Source organism: Streptomyces huasconensis (assembly GCF_021028635.1).
In the GTDB taxonomy this organism is placed as follows: Bacteria; Actinomycetota; Actinomycetes; order Streptomycetales; family Streptomycetaceae; genus Streptomyces; species Streptomyces huasconensis.
In genome coordinates this window covers 2,341,658-2,356,518 of record NZ_CP086119.1, presented here as the reverse complement: position 1 = coordinate 2,356,518, position 14,861 = coordinate 2,341,658, and the positions used below count along the sequence as shown (strand labels likewise).

Genomic DNA, 14,861 nt, shown 5'->3' with positions numbered 1-14,861 from the left:
TGCCCCACCCCGCCTACGCGGCAGGCTTGCGCGCCGTCACCTGCCGGTGGGCCAGCTCGGCCAGCCGCGACTGCCCGTTCTTGCTGGGGTGGAACCAGTCCCAGTGGCTCAACTGGTCGCCGTCGAAGCGGTAGTCGAAGACCGCGCCGCCGTCGTACCGGCAGCGGCGGTCCTTGTCGCACACGTCCTCAAGGACTTCGTTGTACGCGACCACGCGCTCCCGCACCGTGTCGCGCCGTTCCGCCGCGGTGGCGCTGAGGTCGTCCGGATCGCCCAGCATCGAGGGGCAGATGCCCAGCTTCCACACCTGCTTGCCCAGCGGGCTGGTGCGCCCCTGCGACCAGAGCCGCTTGAGATTCGGCACGGACGCCACGTACACCTGCGCCTTCGGCAGGGAGCGGCGCAAGGTGCGCATCGCCTGCTCGAAGTCGTCGCGGAACTCGTCGACCGGCGTCATCGCGGCGGCCGTCGGCCGGCACGCGTCATTGGCGCCGACCATCACCGTCACCAACTCGGGCCGCACGGTGACGGCCCGGGCGACCTGCTCGGGCAGATCCGCCATGCGGGCGCCGCTCTTCGCGTGATTCCAACTGTGCGAGGCGGCCCGCCCCTTCCCGAGCAGCCGCGTCGCGAGGCTCCTCACCTCGGGGTCGGTGCCGGTCGCCCAGGACGCCTCGGGGCAGTCGGAGAGCACCGAGCAGGCGTCGAAGCCCCGCGTGATGGAGTCGCCGACGGCCGCCAGCGAACGGGGCGTGGTGTCCCAGGTGGGCGTCGGCTTCGGCGACGGCTTGCCGTGCGCGGACGGGCCGGGAGCCGAGGCGTTGCCGCCCTGGGCGTCGCACGCGGTGAGCGTCCCGGCGCCGAGCAGGGCCGCCGCCGCGAGAGCGACGGCGCCGCGCGAGCGTGAGCGGTGCCTGCGGTTGCGCATCCCCTGGTCCCCTCTGTCGTTCAACGTGACGTCGTGCGCGTGCCCGGGGTTGCGCCCCGCCGGGTGAAAGGTCGGAGTTTCCTGGCCCCCGGACCGACGGTACGTCACCCTCCTTGCACCGCCGCACGGTAGCCTCGCCCCGTAGCCGCCTGGCCCTGCTGTCACGGGTGGCGACAGGCGGGTGATCCACCCGGTGACGCCCCGCTGCTGTGGTTCCGCTAAATTACATCACGTCACATCTGTCCCCTTTTCCCAGGTTTCTCTAGCATTTGGGGAAAATTGCTCGGCACGGGCGCGAGGCCGCTGGGGAAGGCGAACCTCGACCCACACTGGAGGTCCCGGTGACGACACGTGGAGTTCTGTACGTGCACTCCGCTCCGCGCGCGCTGTGCCCACACGTCGAGTGGGCCGTCGCGGGCGTACTCGGCGCGCGTGTGAGCCTCGACTGGATCAGGCAGCCCGCGGCGCCGGGCACCTGGAGATCCGAATTCAGCTGGCAGGGCTCGGTGGGCACCGCCTCCAAGCTCGCCTCCGCCCTGCGCGGCTGGGATCTGCTGCGCTTCGAGGTCACGGCGGAGCCCTGCGCCACCGCCGAGGGCGAGCGGTACAGCGCCACGCCCGATCTCGGCATCTTCCACGCCGTGACCGGCCTGCACGGTGACATCCTCATCCCCGAGGACCGCCTCCGCGCCGCCCTGGCCCGCTCGCAGCGCGGCGAGAGCGACCTGGAGGCCGAACTCGCCAAGCTCCTCGGCAAGCCCTGGGACGACGAACTGGAACCCTTCCGGTACGCGGGCGAGGGCGCGCCGGTGCGCTGGCTGCACCAGGTCGTCTGATCGCGGTGGCGTCGACACGAAGAGGCCCCCACCGAGCAAGCGGTGGGGGCCCCTTCACATATGTACCGGCACTTCACATACGTATCGCCGGTGTGCTCAGACGGTTCGCCTGTGCTCAGACGGCCGTGTGATCTCAGGCGGTCGCCTGTGCTCAGACGGTCCTGAACGCCAGGACGACGTTGTGACCGCCGAAGCCGAACGAGTCGTTCAGCGCCGCGATGCGGCCCTCGGGCAGCGGGCGGGCCTTGTCGCGGACGATGTCGGCGTCGACCTCCGGGTCGAGGTTCTCGATGTTGATCGACGGCGGGGCGACGCGGTTCTTGAGCGCGAGCACCGTGGCCACGGTCTCCACACCGCCCGCGCCACCGAGCAGGTGACCCGTCATCGACTTGGTGCTGGAGATCGCCATGTGGTCGACGTCGTCGCCGTAGGCCTTGCGCAGCGCCTTGATCTCCGCGACGTCACCCTGCGGCGTCGAGGTGGCGTGCGCGTTCACGTGCATGATCTCGGCGGGCTTGAGGTCCGTCGAGTCGATCAGGTTCTGCAGCGCGGCCGCGATGCCGTTGCCCGACGGCTCGGGCTGGGTGATGTGGTGCGCGTCGGCCGAGATGCCCTGGCCGACAGCCTCCACATAGATCTTGGCGCCGCGGGCCTTGGCGTGCTCCTCGGACTCCAGGACGATCACGCCGGCGCCCTCACCGAGCACGAAGCCGTTGCGGTCCGCGTCGTAGGGGCGCGAGGCACCCTGCGGGTCGTCGTTGTTCTTCGACATCGCCATCATGTTGCCGAACGCGACGATCGGCAGCGGGTGGATCGCCGCCTCCGTGCCGCCCGCGACGACGACGTCGGCACGGCCGGTGCGGATCATCTCGATCGCGTAGCCGATGGCCTCCGCGCCCGAGGCGCAGGCCGACACCGGGGTGTGGACGCCCGCGCGGGCGCCCAGCTCGATGCCGACGTTGGCCGCCGGGGAGTTGGGCATCAGCATCGGCACGGTGTGCGGGGAGACGCGGCGTACGCCCTTCTCCTTGAGCACGTCGTACTGGTCCAGGAGCGTGGTCACGCCGCCGATGCCGGAGGCGATGACCGCGCCGAGGCGGTGCGGGTCGACCGCGGCGTCCTCGCCGGCCTTGGCGGTGTAACCCGCGTCGGCCCAGGCCTCCTTCGCCGCGATCAGCGCGAACTGTGCCGAACGGTCCAACTTGCGCGCCTGCGGGCGCGGGATGACCTCGCCCGGCTCCACGGCGATCTGACCGGCGATACGGACGGGCAGCTCGGCTGCCCAGTCCTGCTCCAGCAAGCTGACGCCGGAACGGCCCGCGAGCAGGCCCTCCCACGTCGAGGCTGCGTCGCCACCCAGCGGTGTGGTTGCGCCGATACCGGTGACGACCACGGTGCGATTGGTCGAGTTCACAGGAAATTTCTCCACGGTGTTGAGGGGATCAGCGGCGCCACCGCCGGGTGGCGACTGAGCACGGCCTGATCAGGCCTGGTGCTTCAGGATGTAGTCGGTCGCGTCACCGACCGTCTTGAGGTTCTTGACGTCGTCGTCCGGGATCTTCACGTCGAAGCGCTCTTCGGCGGCGACGACGACCTCGACCATGGACAGCGAGTCGACGTCCAGGTCGTCGGTGAAGGACTTGTCCGTCTGGACGTCCTCGACCGGGATGCCGGCGATCTCGTTCACGATCTCCGCGAGACCGGCAACGATCTCTTCCTGCGTGGCGGCCATGTTGGCGCTCCTTCTTACGTATCGAGAGGGTGTGACGTCGTGGGTTCGGACCGGATGATCCGTACGTGACGCCTAGGGGAGGGTAACGACCGTGGCGGCGTACACGAGACCCGCCCCGAAGCCGATGACGAGCGCGGTGTCGCCGCTCTTCGCCTCGCCGGTCGCCAGGAGCCGCTCCATCGCGAGCGGGATCGAGGCGGCCGAGGTGTTGCCGGTGGTGCGCACGTCACGGGCGACCGTGACGTGCTCCGGCAGTTTCAGAGTCTTCACCATCGAGTCGATGATCCGCTCGTTGGCCTGGTGCGGAATGAAGACGTCCAGGTCGTCCGCGGTGATTCCGGCCGCGTCCAGCGCCTGCTGGGCGACCTTCGCCATCTCGAACACGGCCCAGCGGAACACCGCCTGGCCTTCCTGCGTAATGGCAGGGAACTTGTCGGGGGCGCCGTTGCGGTACGCCTCCCAGGACTCGGTCTGTTTGATCGTCTCGGACTTGTCGCCCTCCGAGCCCCAGACCGTGGGGCCGATCCGCGGCTCCTTGGAGGGGCCGACGACCACGGCACCGGCGCCGTCACCGAAGAGGAACGCCGTCGCGCGGTCGCTCAGGTCGGTGAGGTCGCTCAACCGCTCCACGCCGATGACCAGCACATACTCGGCCGAGCCGTCGGTGACCATACCCCTGGCCAGCGTCAGGCCGTAACCGAAGCCGGCGCAGCCCGCGGAGATGTCGAACGCGGCGGGCTTGCCCGCGCCGATCTTGTCCGCGATCTCGGTCGCGATGGCCGGGGTCTGCTTGAAGTGCGAGACCGTCGAGACGATGACGCCGCCGATCTGCTCGGGCGTGATGCCCGCGTCGGCGATCGCCTTGCCCGCCGCCTCGATCGACATCACGGCCACGGTCTCCTCGTCGGAGGCCCAGTGGCGGGTGGCGATGCCCGAACGGGAGCGAATCCATTCGTCGGACGAGTCGATCGTCTCCAGGATCACCTCGTTCGGCACGACACGGGTGGGCCGGTAGCCGCCGACGCCCATGATCCGCGCGTACGGGGCGCCCTGACTGGGCTTGATCTTCGACATGCGCTACGGCTCCTTGTCTGTCGTCGGCTCAGGAATGCTCGGCGACGAGCGCGCGGGCCGCGTCGAGGTCATCGGGGGTCTTCACCGCGAGCGTCTTGACGCCCTTCAGCGCCCGCTTGGCGAGACCGGTCAACGTGCCACCAGGGCACACCTCGATCAGCGCGGTGACGCCCATCTCCTGGAACGTCTCCATGCACAGGTCCCAGCGGACCGGGTTGGCGACCTGGCCGACGAGGCGCTCGATCACCTCGGCACCCGTCGCGACCGCCTTGCCGTCGCGGTTCGAGACGTACGTGAACTTCGGGTCGGCGGGAGTGAGGTCCTTGACGGCCTCCTCCAGCTGGGCCACCGCCGGCGCCATGTGGCGCGTGTGGAAGGCGCCCGCGACCTTGAGGGCGACGACCTTGCGCACCCCCTCGGGCTTGGCGGCCTCCAGCGCGGCCAGCTGCTCCTTGGTGCCGGCGGCCACGATCTGGCCCGCGCCGTTCACATTGGCCGGTGTCAGGCCGAGCTTCTCCAGGTGCGGGACGGTGACCTCGGGATCTCCGCCGAGCAGCGCCGCCATGCCGGTCTCGGTGACGGCGGCGGCCTCGGCCATGGCGAGACCGCGCTTGCGCACCAGGCGCAGGGCGTCGTCATCACCGATCACACCGGTGTACGCGGCGGCCGTGATCTCACCGACGCTGTGTCCGGCGACCGCGCCCGGCGCGATGTCACCCAGTGCCGCGGCGGAGAGCAGACCGGCGGCCACGAGCAGTGGCTGGGCCACGGCGGTGTCACGGATCGCGTCCGCGTCGGCCTGGGTGCCGTAGTGGGCAAGGTCGAGCCCGATGGCGTCCGACCAGGCACCGAGGCGGTCTGCCGCGCCGGGGAGGTCGAGCCAGGGGGTCAGGAAGCCGGGCGACTGAGCGCCTTGGCCGGGAGCGACGAGTACGAGCACTCTCACACTCTCTCTTGTCGACGGCGTTGGCCGCCCGTGGGGACAGGGACGAAGAACGGCTGGGGGAATTGTAGGAGCCCCACAAAAACGTTACGACTGGGGTTCCCCGTCGGCCAGACGCCCCAGGATGAGCGCGATCCGGAGCGTGAACGCGGAACGCACATCGGAGGGCGACCAGCCGGTGACGTCAGTCACACGTCGAAGCCGGTAGCGCACGGTGTTGGGGTGGACGAAGAGCATTCGGGCCGCCCCTTCGAGGCTGCTCGCCTGCTCCAGATAGACACTGAGCGTCTCCAGGAGCGCGGAGCCCGCCTCCTCCAGCGGTCTGTAGATCTCCTCCACCAACTGCTGGCGGGCCGCCGGATCACCGGCCATCGCTCGCTCGGGCAGCAGATCGTCCGCGAGGACGGGGCGCGGGGCGTCCTGCCAGGCCGAGCACGCCTTGAGCCCGGCGGCCGCGGCCTGCGCGGAACGCGTGGCGGCGAGCAGATCCGGAACGATCGGCCCCGCCACGACCGGCCCGGCGGCATACGGCCCGATGAGCGCTCTCGCGACCGCCAGCGGGTTGTCGCTGCCGCCCGCGATGACCACCAGCCGTGCGCCGAGTACGCCGGTCAGCACCTGGAGCTTCGCATGCCGCGCGGCACGACGGATGGCCTCGACGGTCAGCTCGCTGTCCCCGTCCGGGGCGGTGCCGAGCACCACGCACACATGCTCGGGGGAGTTCCAGCCGAGCGCGGCGGCGCGGGAGACGGCACCCTCATCGGCCTCCCCGGAGAGCACCGCGTTCACGACCAGTGATTCGAGCCGGGCATCCCAGGCACCGCGTGCCTCGGCGGCCTGCGCGTACACCTGCGCGGTGGCGAAGGCGATCTCGCGGGCGTAGACGAGCAGCGCCTCGCGGAGAACGGACTCGTCCCCCGGGGCCGCCACCTCGTCGATCGCGGACTCCATCACCTCGATCGTCGTACGTACCATCTCCACGGTCTGGCGCAGGGTGATCGCCCTGGTCAGCTCGCGGGGGGCGGTCCCGAAGACGTCGGTGGAGATGGCCTGCGGCGCGTCCGGGTGCCGGAACCACTCGGTGAACGCGGCGATACCGGCCTGCGCCACCAAGCCGATCCAGGAGCGGTTCTCCGGCGGCATCGCCCGGTACCAGGACAGTGTCTCGTCCATGCGCGCGATGGCCTGCGCCGCGAGACTCCCTGACGACTTCTCCAGGCGCTTGAGGGTCGCGGTGTGCGCGTGGGGGGTGCGGCGGTCCTGGCGGGGCCCGGCTCCCGGCTCCTGGTGGTGGGAACCGGGCGGGGACCCCGGCCGGGACTCCTGGTGGTCTTCATTCGCTGAGGGTTCGGGCACGGGACAAGACTGCCTTATCGGGACGGGCACGTGCGGTGCCGGGGCTAACGTGGGGTGCGTGATTGATGTACGGCGCTCCGGCGACCGGTACCGCGGCGGGGAGGCGGCGGCCGGCATCGAGTCCTTCCACGCCTTCTCCTTCGGTCCCCACTACGACCCCGACAACCTCCGCTTCGGCGCGATCCTGGCCTGCAACGAAGAACGCCTCGCGCCCGGCGCGGGCTTCGACGAACACCCGCACAGCCACACCGAGATCGTCACCTGGGTCGTCGAGGGCGAACTGACCCACCGCGACTCGACGGGCCACGAGTCACTGGTCCGCCCCGGCGATGTCCAGCACCTGTCCGCGGCGGGCGGCGTCCGCCACGTGGAACGCAACGACGGCAAGGCTCCTCTCGTCTTCATCCAGATGTGGCTGGCCCCCCTCTCCGCCGGCGGCGACCCGTCCTACGCCGTCATTCACGGCATCGCCGACTCGACCCCCTACGAGATCCCCGGCGCGGGCGCCCTGCTGCACACCCGCCGCCTGGCCCCGAACGAACGCACCGCACTGCCGGACTCCCCCTTCGCCTACCTCCACCTGGTACGCGGCGACATACGGCTCGGAGAGGAGCGGTTGGCCGCCGGCGACTCGGCGCGGATCACGACCGAGCCGGGCCTGGAGGCGGTGGCCACGGGCGATGCGTCGGCGGAACTGCTGGTGTGGGAGATGACGGGCGGGTAGGCGCCAGGGGGGAAGGCGCCACGGGCGGTGGTTACTGGTGCGGAGCCCGTGCGGGGCGATGGTGACCGGTGCGGAGCCGCTGGGCCCCCGGAGCCCCGGGGCTCCCACGCCCCCGAGCGCACCTGCCGACCTTCGGAGTCCCCGAGCGCGGCCCCTCAGAGCTCCCCGAGCACCGCGTCGGTGAACGTGGGCCATACCTCGACGGCCCACGGCCCGAAGGGCCGATCGGTGAGGGCGACACAGGCCGCCCCCGCGTCCGGGTCGATCCACAGGAATGTCCCGGCTTGCCCGAAGTGCCCGAACGTTCGAGGCGAAGACGAACTGCCCGTCCAGTGCGGCGCCTTGGAGTCCCGGATCTCGAACCCGAGCCCCCAGTCGTTGGGGTTCTGATGCCCGTACCCCGGCAGCACGCCCTTCAGCCCCGGATACGTCACCGTCATCGCGGCGGCCACCGTCCGCGCGTCCAGCAGCCGAGGTGCCTGCACCTCCGCGGCGAATCTGACGAGGTCGTCGACGGTGGACACCCCGTCCTTGGCGGGCGACCCCTCACCTTCCAACGCGGTGGCGGTCATACCGAGCGGCTCCAGCACGGCCTGCCGCAGATACTCCCCGAACGGGATGTCCGTCGCCTTGGCGATGTGATCCCCCAGCACCTCGAACCCCGCGTTGGAGTACAGCCGCCGCGTCCCCGGCGCCGACATCACCCGGTGCTCGTCGAAGGCGAGCCCGCTGGTGTGCGCGAGCAGGTGCCGCACCGTCGACCCCTCAGGCCCGGCGGGCTCGTCGAGTTCGACCGCCCCTTCCTCATACGCGACCAGTGCCGCGTACGCCGCGAGGAGCTTGGTGACCGAAGCGAGGGCGAAGCGGTGGTCCGTCGGCCCGTGTGTTCCGGCGACGGTACCGTCCGCACGGACGACAGCCGCGGCAGCGGTGGGCACCGGCCAGTTCTCGATCATCCCCAAGCTCTGCATGCCCAAGAGCCTAATTCCTCCTCCATGAGTACTGTCACGCCCGGTGGCCGCCGATGACCAAGAAATGAGATGCCCCCTGATTTCCCTGGACTCCACTTGCTTGGAGCGCACTCCAAGGTTCTAGCGTGAGGCACATGACGGTGATGGAGACCACCACGCCCGCACCAGCCGGCCCGGCCCCGGGGGCCGGCCCCTGTGCCTCAGCACCCGCCGGGCTCCCGCGCCCGGAGGGGCAAGACCACTACACGATCAGCGAGGTGGCCGCCTTCACCGGCCTCACCGCCTACACCCTGCGCTGGTACGAGCGGATCGGCCTGATGCCCCACATCGACCGCTCCCACACGGGCCAGCGCCGCTACCGCAACCGCGACCTGGACTGGCTGGCCTTCGTCGGCAAGCTCCGCCTGACCGGGATGCCAGTGGCGGACATGGTCCGGTACGCGGAACTGGTCCGCGAGGGCCAGCACACCTTCACCGAGCGCCAGGAGCTTCTGGAGCGCACCCGGCACGACGTCCGCACCCGCATCGCCGAGCTGCAGGACACCCTCGCGGTCCTCGACTACAAGATCGGCATGTACGCCGGCACCCAGGAGGCTTCGGGGAGGCCGTGAACGCGGCCGTCTGTGGGACTTCGGGGAGGCCTTGGACGTGATGCTTGCGGGGCTTCGAGGAGGCCGGGACCAAGGCCGAGGCAGCGGCCGAGGGCTCGGCTCACGTGAGGCCCAGGGCGAACATTGCGAACCCGGCCGCCAGGACCCCGGCGAGTGCCCGCCCGGCGTGGCTCACGCGCTTCCACGGCGCCTCGAAGGCTCGGGCGTACCGGCCTATCAGCACCAGCAGCGCCGCGAGAACCGGAAGCCAGGCGATCCGAGCCGCTATCCAGCCCAGTGTGTCGGGACCCGTGGTCAGCCCCGGCACCGCGCCGAGGAAGGAGCCGGGCATGGCCGTGGCCAGCAGTGCTGTCTGGTGCCAGCACAGGATCGTCATCGCCGACAGGTTGATCACGACGACCGGCGCCCACAGAGCAGGCCTGCGCAACAGGCGGCCGATGCGGTCCCGCATCAGGATCGCCGCCCCGCTCTGCGCGGCGGCCAGGGCAAGAACCAGCAGGGACGGCGGATGTGAGTTCGTGCGGACCTCGCCGGGGACGCCGACCATCGACGCCGGGTAGTGGAAGACGAGGAGCAGGGCGGCAAAGAGGGCGATGCCGCCGGCCAGCAGGAGCCAGGCCCCGCGCCTGCCCAGCCTCTTCTCGCCCCAGGCGATGCCCAGTTGGTAGGCGAACAACCAGCCCGGCAGCAGGTTCAGCAGGGAGAGCCAGGACGGCATGGCCTCAGCGAACGGCCCGTAGCGCAGGAAGTCCACGACGGCGACCGAACCCAGCAGAGGCAACGTGGACCAGGCCCCCAGCCGCTCCACCGCCCGTATGCACCAGGGGGTGAGGGCCGTGATCACCGTGTAGACGCCCACGAACCACAGGGGCTGTATGACCAGCGTGGACGCCGTGCGCAGAGTCGTGCCCGGCACTCCCAGCGTGTACAGCACCGGAAGTAGCGCGGCCCAGACCGCTGTGACTCCCAGGACCGGCCGGCCCAGCCGCGCGAGGCGCCCGCCGAGCCAGGCGCCCGTCGACTCGCCGCGGGCCACCGCCCGCCGGTACGACATCGTGGAGGCATAGCCGCCCACGAGGAAGAAGATGCCCAGCATCTGGAGCACCCAGCTGAGCGGGGCAAAGAAGCCGAACGGGGCCAACGGGCTCGCGTTGTGCAGCGCGCCCCCGGTGTCGAGGGTGAAGCCGCCCAGGAGCCAGTGCCCGGTCGGCACGGCGAGCAGGGCCAAGGCTCGCAGCCCGTCTATGGCCCGGTCGCGGTGGGCCGGAGTCTTGGCGTCGATGGTGGCTGCCGCTCCGCGCAGCGGGTTGAGGAGGGGGAAGCTCATGTCCTTGCTCCAGTGGTCCGGTTGGCGCCGGCGGAGTCGGACCCGCCTGCGATGCGGGCGAAGGCCCGCAGGGAGTCCGTGCCGGGGGTGAAGTAGCCGGTGTGGCCCTTGGCTTGTTCGGCGGGGACGCGCCGGGCGCCGAAGCCGGGGGATGTCGGGTCCTCGCCGTGGCCGAGGCCGAACAGCTCGACGTTCGGCACCTTGCCGATCCAGTCGCTGTCGTCCTTGGCGGCCCAGACGCGGGCGTCGGTGTGCAGGTCGGCCACGCTGTCCGCCCGCATGCCGGGGGAGCCGAGCACGACCAGGTCGGTGGCGGCGAGGCGGGGCGCGGCCAGGCCGCACACCACCGAGCCGTAGCTGTGGCAGAACACGGCGGGTCTTGGGGCGCCTGTCGCCATCAGGCCCTGCGTGAAGCGTGCGAGGCGCGGCGCTCCCGCTTCGGCGAGGCGGCCGGTGGCGGCATCGGGGCCGAGGCCGACCGGGGTCGTGTATCCCACCCAGGCCACCACGGCCGTGCGGCCGTCGGCCGCCGCGTACAGGGAGCGGCCCATTCCGGCCGGCGTGCCGTACGCGCTCTTGGAGCGGTCGAATGTGGTCAGGTCGATGTCGGAGCCGGGCACGACGACGGAGACATGCCGGGCCCGCTCCAAGTCGCCGTACACTTCGGCCACTTGCCCCCGACCGCGCGGGTCGAAGGCCAATATCTGCCGCCCCGGGGCAAGCAGTTCGCCGTAACGGACGATCAGGGCCCGGGCCCGCTCACGGTCCTGGGCGGTGAGGCCGGGATCAGCCGACCGAGCCTGCTCCCGCGCCCGCTCAGCTTTGAGGGATCGGGTGTTGGCCTCGTACCGGAGGGCTACTGGGGCGCCGTCGAGGTTGCCGACGACTGAGGCGTGCCGTGCCACCAGCTCCCGGCGCTGGGCGGTGCTCAGCCTGTCGAAGAACGCGGCGATCCGGGTCGGGGAAGTCGTGGCGGGGTCCGGCAGTCGCACCCCCAGGGAATGGTCCGCGCGCCAGGCATGCGTGCCCGGAGGCGGGCCCGTGAGCGGCCGCTGTTCATTGCCGACGGTCCAACCCGCCGTACCCGCGACGACCGTCGTCGTGAGCGCGGCGGCGACCAGTGCCCTCTTGCTCCGTGCCTTCCATGACCGCATCCGCATGGCCGGTCTCCCTCCCCGCTTCGTGGCGCGCTATCGCCTGACGCAGCGAAAGGTAGGGAGACGGTGTGCGACGGCACGTCACACCGGGGAGCCAACTCGCAGGTGATACCGGGGTATGCGGTGGTGATACCGAGGTAGGGGTGGGCTACTGTTCGCCCGGCGTGACCAGGCCCGACTCGTAGGCGAAGATCACGGCTTGGGCGCGGTCCCGCAACCCCAACTTGCTGAGCACGCGGCCGATATGGGTCTTCACCGTCTGTTCGGCGAGCACCAGGCGCTCGGCGATCTCCTGGTTGGACAGGCCACGGGCGATCAGCACCAGTACCTCGGTCTCACGCGGCGTCAGGCCGTTGAGCTGGAGAGACTGGTCCTTGCGTGGTGCGGGACGCTGTTTCGCGAAGTCCGCGATCAGCCGCCGGGTCACCGAGGGGGCGAGCAGCGCCTCGCCGGAGGCCACCACGCGGACGGCCGAGATCAGGTCCGCGGGCGGCGCGTCCTTGAGCAGGAACCCGGAGGCGCCGGCGCGCAGGGCCTCGTACACGTAGTCGTCCACGTCGAATGTGGTGAGCATGAGCACCTTGGGCAGGTGCACCACTCCCGGCGGGGGGTTCAACAGGGCGCGGGCCGCGGCGAGTCCGTCCATCTCCGGCATGCGGACGTCCATCAGGACGACATCCGGATGGGTGCTGCGGCTGACCTCGACGCCCTTCTTGCCGTCCGGTGCCTCACCCACGACGTCGATGTCGCTCTGCGCCGCCAGCAAGGCGGCGAATCCGGCCCGCACCATGGCTTGGTCGTCGACGATGATCACGCGGATGGTCATGCGGTGCCGGAGTCCTTCGGGAGCAGGGGGAGCCGGGCGGCGACGCGGAAGCCGCCGTCGGGCAGCGGCCCGACGTCGACCGTGCCGCCGACCAACCGTACGCGTTCACGCATGCCGATGAGTCCGTGGCCCGTGCCGGTGCCTTCCAGCGGGGAGGGGGGCTCCGTGGACGGGCCGTTGACCACGAGGATGAGGAGGTTCTCGTCGTCCAGACTGAGCGTGATCTTGGTTCTGGCGCCGGGCGCGTGACGCATCACGTTCGACAGGGCTTCCTGCACGATGCGGTACGCGGAGAGGTCCACGGCCGGTGACACGTTGGCCAGGTGCGTGAGGATCGCCAGCTCCGGGCGGGACAGGTCGATCGGTATGCCTGCCCGCACCGTGGCCTCGACCAGGTGCGGCAGGCGGTCCAGGCCGGGCTGGGGCGCCCGCTCGCCGTTCACGCCCTCGCTGCGCAGCACCGCCAGCAGCCGCCGCATCTCGGTGAGGGACTCCCGGGCGCTCGCCGCTATGCTCCCGAACTCCTCGCGCGCCGCGTCGGGGAGGCCGTCGAGGCGGTAGGGCGCGGAGTCCGCCTGGACCGTGATGACCGACATGTGGTGGGCGACGACGTCGTGCAATTCACGGGCGATGCGGGCCCGCTCCTCAAGCAGGGTGCGTTGGGAGCGCTCGGTCTCGCTGATGGTCTCCTGCTCGACGAGCTTGCGCCGGGCGTCGCCGCGCTCACGGAGCAGGGCGCCGAGCAGCAGCACGGCCCCGCTCAGCACGATCAGCAGCACGCCGGTGTCCTGGCCGTCGCCCCCGTGGAACGCCCCGAGTACCAGTCCGGCGACCACGGTCACCAGCCAGACCCCGAGCAGGGTGCGGCGGGACTCCCGCAGGGACAGCGCACAGCAGAGGACCACATACCCCACGACGATCATGGGGGTCCAGGGCCCCGGGCGGTCGGGGTCCGAGGCCATCGTGATGATTGCGCCCATGACATCCGCGATGATCACGATCCACCACGCGGGAAGCGGCCGGGTGACCGCGAGCAGCAGCGGGGCGGCCTGGGCGACTGCCAGGGCGCCGGCGAGGCCACCAGCCACCCCGTAGTCATGCGTCAGCACTTGGACGGTGACCGGGATGAGGGTGGCGACGAAGCCCAGCGCGATCAGGTGGGGCAGCATCCGCACCCAGCGCTTGGGGGCGCTCGCCAGCAGCGGCTCGGTCGAGCCCGCGGGTGTCGAGAGCGAGGCCCCCGCCGTCCGCAGCCCGTCCACGACCGCCGTGGTCGCACGCCGGAGGGCGGCCCCGCGTCCACCCGGCTTGTCGGCCGGGCGGTCGGGGCCCTGATCGGGAGGTGTCTTCGCGCTGCTCATAGCCCGATCAGCGTAGGCATCAAGCATCCCCCGCGCCGTCATACCGGGGAGCTGGACCGGGCCTCATACCCAGGTATCACCCTCGCCCCAGAGGTGGCAGCAGGTGGCACCCGTGGGGGCGAGCGGTCACAGCTCGGCCAGCAGTTCGGCCTTCTTCGTCGTGAATTCCTGGTCCGTGAGCAGTCCCGCCTGGTGCAGATCGCCCAGGTGCCGGATGCGGTCCGCGATGTCCGCCGGATCGCGGCGCACGGCCGGCACGGGCGAGGCTCCGACGCCGTCGGACGTGAGGGCCGGGCCGGAGGTCCGGATCGCCGCGAGGATCGACGCGGCGAACGGCAGGGACTCGTGGACCGGGCCGTACCCCAGGCCGAAGACGACGGCCGCCGGGTCCTGATCGGCCTGCGCGGGCTGCGCCACCGGGGTATCACGCCGCAGCAGCCGCAGATGGCCCTCGAAGACCTCCGGGGAGCGCCACTCGATGCCACTCAGAGCCGTGACGGGAAAGCTCTGGTCGCCGGCCTTCCACTTCGCCGACGAGGCGCCCGTCCAGAACCACCGGAAGGAGACCAGCTTGCCGTCGAAGGACGCCTTGCCGTCGTACGCCTTGAACTGCAGCGGAGCCTCGGGGGCGGCCACCAGATAGCGATCCGGTGGGCCGCCGTCATCCGGGGGGAGCTGTGCTCGCAGCTCATCGGCGTAGTACTCCGCGAGCGTCTCGCGCTCGGCGGGCAGCACCAATCGGTACGGGTCGCAGCCGTCCTTGAGCTGGCCCGCCGCCGCCTCCATCAGAGGATCGGCGCCGGGTCTCGGCACGGCATGAAGAACGACGGTCCCGCGTTTCCCGGGGGAGAGTGTCACCGCTGCGATCGCCTCATGCGGGATACGCCGTTCACCGAGCGCTTGGTAGAGCTTCGGCGTGCGGATTCCCCGTTCGAAGCGGATGAGCACGGAGTCGGACTCGAACTCCCAGGCGGCATGAAATCCGGCCAGTACGTCACCCATGCGGCTCATCGTA

General features: G+C 70.9%; 15 protein-coding genes. 3 read left to right on the top strand and 12 right to left on the bottom strand.

The window, feature by feature from the left end:
• Positions 1–13 precede the first annotated feature (13 nt).
• The gene (locus J2N69_RS10595) at positions 14–928 is read right to left on the bottom strand and encodes an SGNH/GDSL hydrolase family protein (RefSeq protein ID WP_230900500.1); all 915 of its coding nucleotides are present in this window, start codon (positions 926–928) and stop codon (positions 14–16) included.
• Between the two features lie 341 nt (positions 929–1,269).
• Between J2N69_RS10595 and J2N69_RS10590 the strand changes: the two genes are divergently transcribed.
• Positions 1,270–1,764: a DUF3145 domain-containing protein gene (locus J2N69_RS10590; RefSeq protein WP_127908424.1), complete on the top strand. Its 495-nt coding sequence runs from the start codon at positions 1,270–1,272 to the stop codon at positions 1,762–1,764.
• Between the two features lie 151 nt (positions 1,765–1,915).
• Here the strand turns inward: J2N69_RS10590 and fabF are convergent, their stop codons facing one another.
• From fabF to J2N69_RS10565, 5 genes are all read right to left on the bottom strand, one after another.
• Complete coding sequence (gene fabF, locus J2N69_RS10585) at positions 1,916–3,178, bottom strand: beta-ketoacyl-ACP synthase II (protein ID WP_230900499.1); 1,263 nt, start codon at positions 3,176–3,178, stop codon at positions 1,916–1,918.
• A gap of 69 nt (positions 3,179–3,247) precedes the next feature.
• Positions 3,248–3,496, bottom strand: a complete 249-nt coding sequence (locus J2N69_RS10580) for an acyl carrier protein (protein ID WP_205033926.1) — start codon at positions 3,494–3,496, stop codon at positions 3,248–3,250.
• A 72-nt stretch (positions 3,497–3,568) separates the two neighbouring features.
• Positions 3,569–4,570, bottom strand: a complete 1,002-nt coding sequence (locus J2N69_RS10575) for a ketoacyl-ACP synthase III (RefSeq protein WP_127908426.1) — start codon at positions 4,568–4,570, stop codon at positions 3,569–3,571.
• Between the two features lie 28 nt (positions 4,571–4,598).
• Positions 4,599–5,510, bottom strand: coding sequence for an ACP S-malonyltransferase (locus tag J2N69_RS10570; RefSeq protein ID WP_230904673.1), 912 nt, complete (start codon positions 5,508–5,510; stop codon positions 4,599–4,601).
• 90 nt (positions 5,511–5,600) lie between these two features.
• Positions 5,601–6,869 carry a PucR family transcriptional regulator gene (locus J2N69_RS10565; RefSeq protein WP_230900498.1) on the bottom strand — a complete coding sequence of 423 codons (1,269 nt, stop codon included), beginning with the start codon at positions 6,867–6,869 and terminating at the stop codon, positions 5,601–5,603.
• A 58-nt stretch (positions 6,870–6,927) separates the two neighbouring features.
• On the opposite strand from J2N69_RS10565, the gene J2N69_RS10560 reads away from it, so the two are divergent.
• Positions 6,928–7,593 (top strand): pirin family protein, encoded by a 666-nt coding sequence (locus tag J2N69_RS10560; RefSeq protein ID WP_408056702.1) that lies wholly within the window; start codon positions 6,928–6,930, stop codon positions 7,591–7,593.
• Positions 7,594–7,748: 155 nt separating this feature from the next.
• On the opposite strand, the gene J2N69_RS10555 is transcribed toward J2N69_RS10560, so the two are convergent.
• Positions 7,749–8,564 (bottom strand): serine hydrolase domain-containing protein, encoded by an 816-nt coding sequence (locus J2N69_RS10555; protein ID WP_230900496.1) that lies wholly within the window; start codon positions 8,562–8,564, stop codon positions 7,749–7,751.
• A gap of 134 nt (positions 8,565–8,698) precedes the next feature.
• Between J2N69_RS10555 and J2N69_RS10550 the strand changes: the two genes are divergently transcribed.
• Entirely contained in the window at positions 8,699–9,175 is a 477-nt protein-coding gene (locus tag J2N69_RS10550) for a MerR family transcriptional regulator (RefSeq protein ID WP_230900495.1), read from the top strand.
• 100 nt (positions 9,176–9,275) lie between these two features.
• On the opposite strand, the gene J2N69_RS10545 is transcribed toward J2N69_RS10550, so the two are convergent.
• The 5 genes from J2N69_RS10545 to J2N69_RS10525 all read right to left on the bottom strand — a co-directional run bounded on the left by J2N69_RS10545 (position 9,276) and on the right by J2N69_RS10525 (position 14,848).
• Complete coding sequence (locus tag J2N69_RS10545; protein WP_230900494.1) at positions 9,276–10,502, bottom strand: acyltransferase family protein; 1,227 nt, start codon at positions 10,500–10,502, stop codon at positions 9,276–9,278.
• Entirely contained in the window at positions 10,499–11,662 is a 1,164-nt protein-coding gene (locus J2N69_RS10540) for an alpha/beta hydrolase (RefSeq protein ID WP_230900493.1), read from the bottom strand. Before J2N69_RS10540 ends, J2N69_RS10545 begins: the two co-directional genes overlap by 4 nt.
• 145 nt (positions 11,663–11,807) lie before the next feature.
• Positions 11,808–12,485: a response regulator gene (locus J2N69_RS10535; RefSeq protein ID WP_127908431.1), complete on the bottom strand. Its 678-nt coding sequence runs from the start codon at positions 12,483–12,485 to the stop codon at positions 11,808–11,810.
• A complete protein-coding gene (locus J2N69_RS10530; protein WP_230900492.1) occupies positions 12,482–13,846 on the bottom strand; it encodes a sensor histidine kinase in 1,365 nt (454 codons plus the stop codon). The genes J2N69_RS10535 and J2N69_RS10530 overlap by 4 nt, the downstream gene beginning before the upstream one ends.
• Positions 13,847–13,972: 126 nt before the next feature.
• A complete protein-coding gene (locus J2N69_RS10525; protein WP_230900491.1) occupies positions 13,973–14,848 on the bottom strand; it encodes a DUF4429 domain-containing protein in 876 nt (291 codons plus the stop codon).
• Positions 14,849–14,861 lie beyond the last annotated feature (13 nt).

Coding starts and splice junctions, on each gene's coding strand:
- J2N69_RS10530 (WP_230900492.1), bottom strand. CDS start 13,846: ATGAGCAGCGCGAAGACACCTCCCGATCAGGGCCCCGACCGCCCGGCC.
- J2N69_RS10595 (WP_230900500.1), bottom strand. CDS start 928: ATGCGCAACCGCAGGCACCGCTCACGCTCGCGCGGCGCCGTCGCTCTC.
- J2N69_RS10540 (WP_230900493.1), bottom strand. CDS start 11,662: ATGCGGATGCGGTCATGGAAGGCACGGAGCAAGAGGGCACTGGTCGCC.
- J2N69_RS10555 (WP_230900496.1), bottom strand. CDS start 8,564: ATGCAGAGCTTGGGGATGATCGAGAACTGGCCGGTGCCCACCGCTGCC.
- J2N69_RS10580 (WP_205033926.1), bottom strand. CDS start 3,496: ATGGCCGCCACGCAGGAAGAGATCGTTGCCGGTCTCGCGGAGATCGTG.
- J2N69_RS10575 (WP_127908426.1), bottom strand. CDS start 4,570: ATGTCGAAGATCAAGCCCAGTCAGGGCGCCCCGTACGCGCGGATCATG.
- J2N69_RS10535 (WP_127908431.1), bottom strand. CDS start 12,485: ATGACCATCCGCGTGATCATCGTCGACGACCAAGCCATGGTGCGGGCC.
- J2N69_RS10525 (WP_230900491.1), bottom strand. CDS start 14,848: ATGGGTGACGTACTGGCCGGATTTCATGCCGCCTGGGAGTTCGAGTCC.
- J2N69_RS10550 (WP_230900495.1), top strand. CDS start 8,699: ATGACGGTGATGGAGACCACCACGCCCGCACCAGCCGGCCCGGCCCCG.
- J2N69_RS10545 (WP_230900494.1), bottom strand. CDS start 10,502: ATGAGCTTCCCCCTCCTCAACCCGCTGCGCGGAGCGGCAGCCACCATC.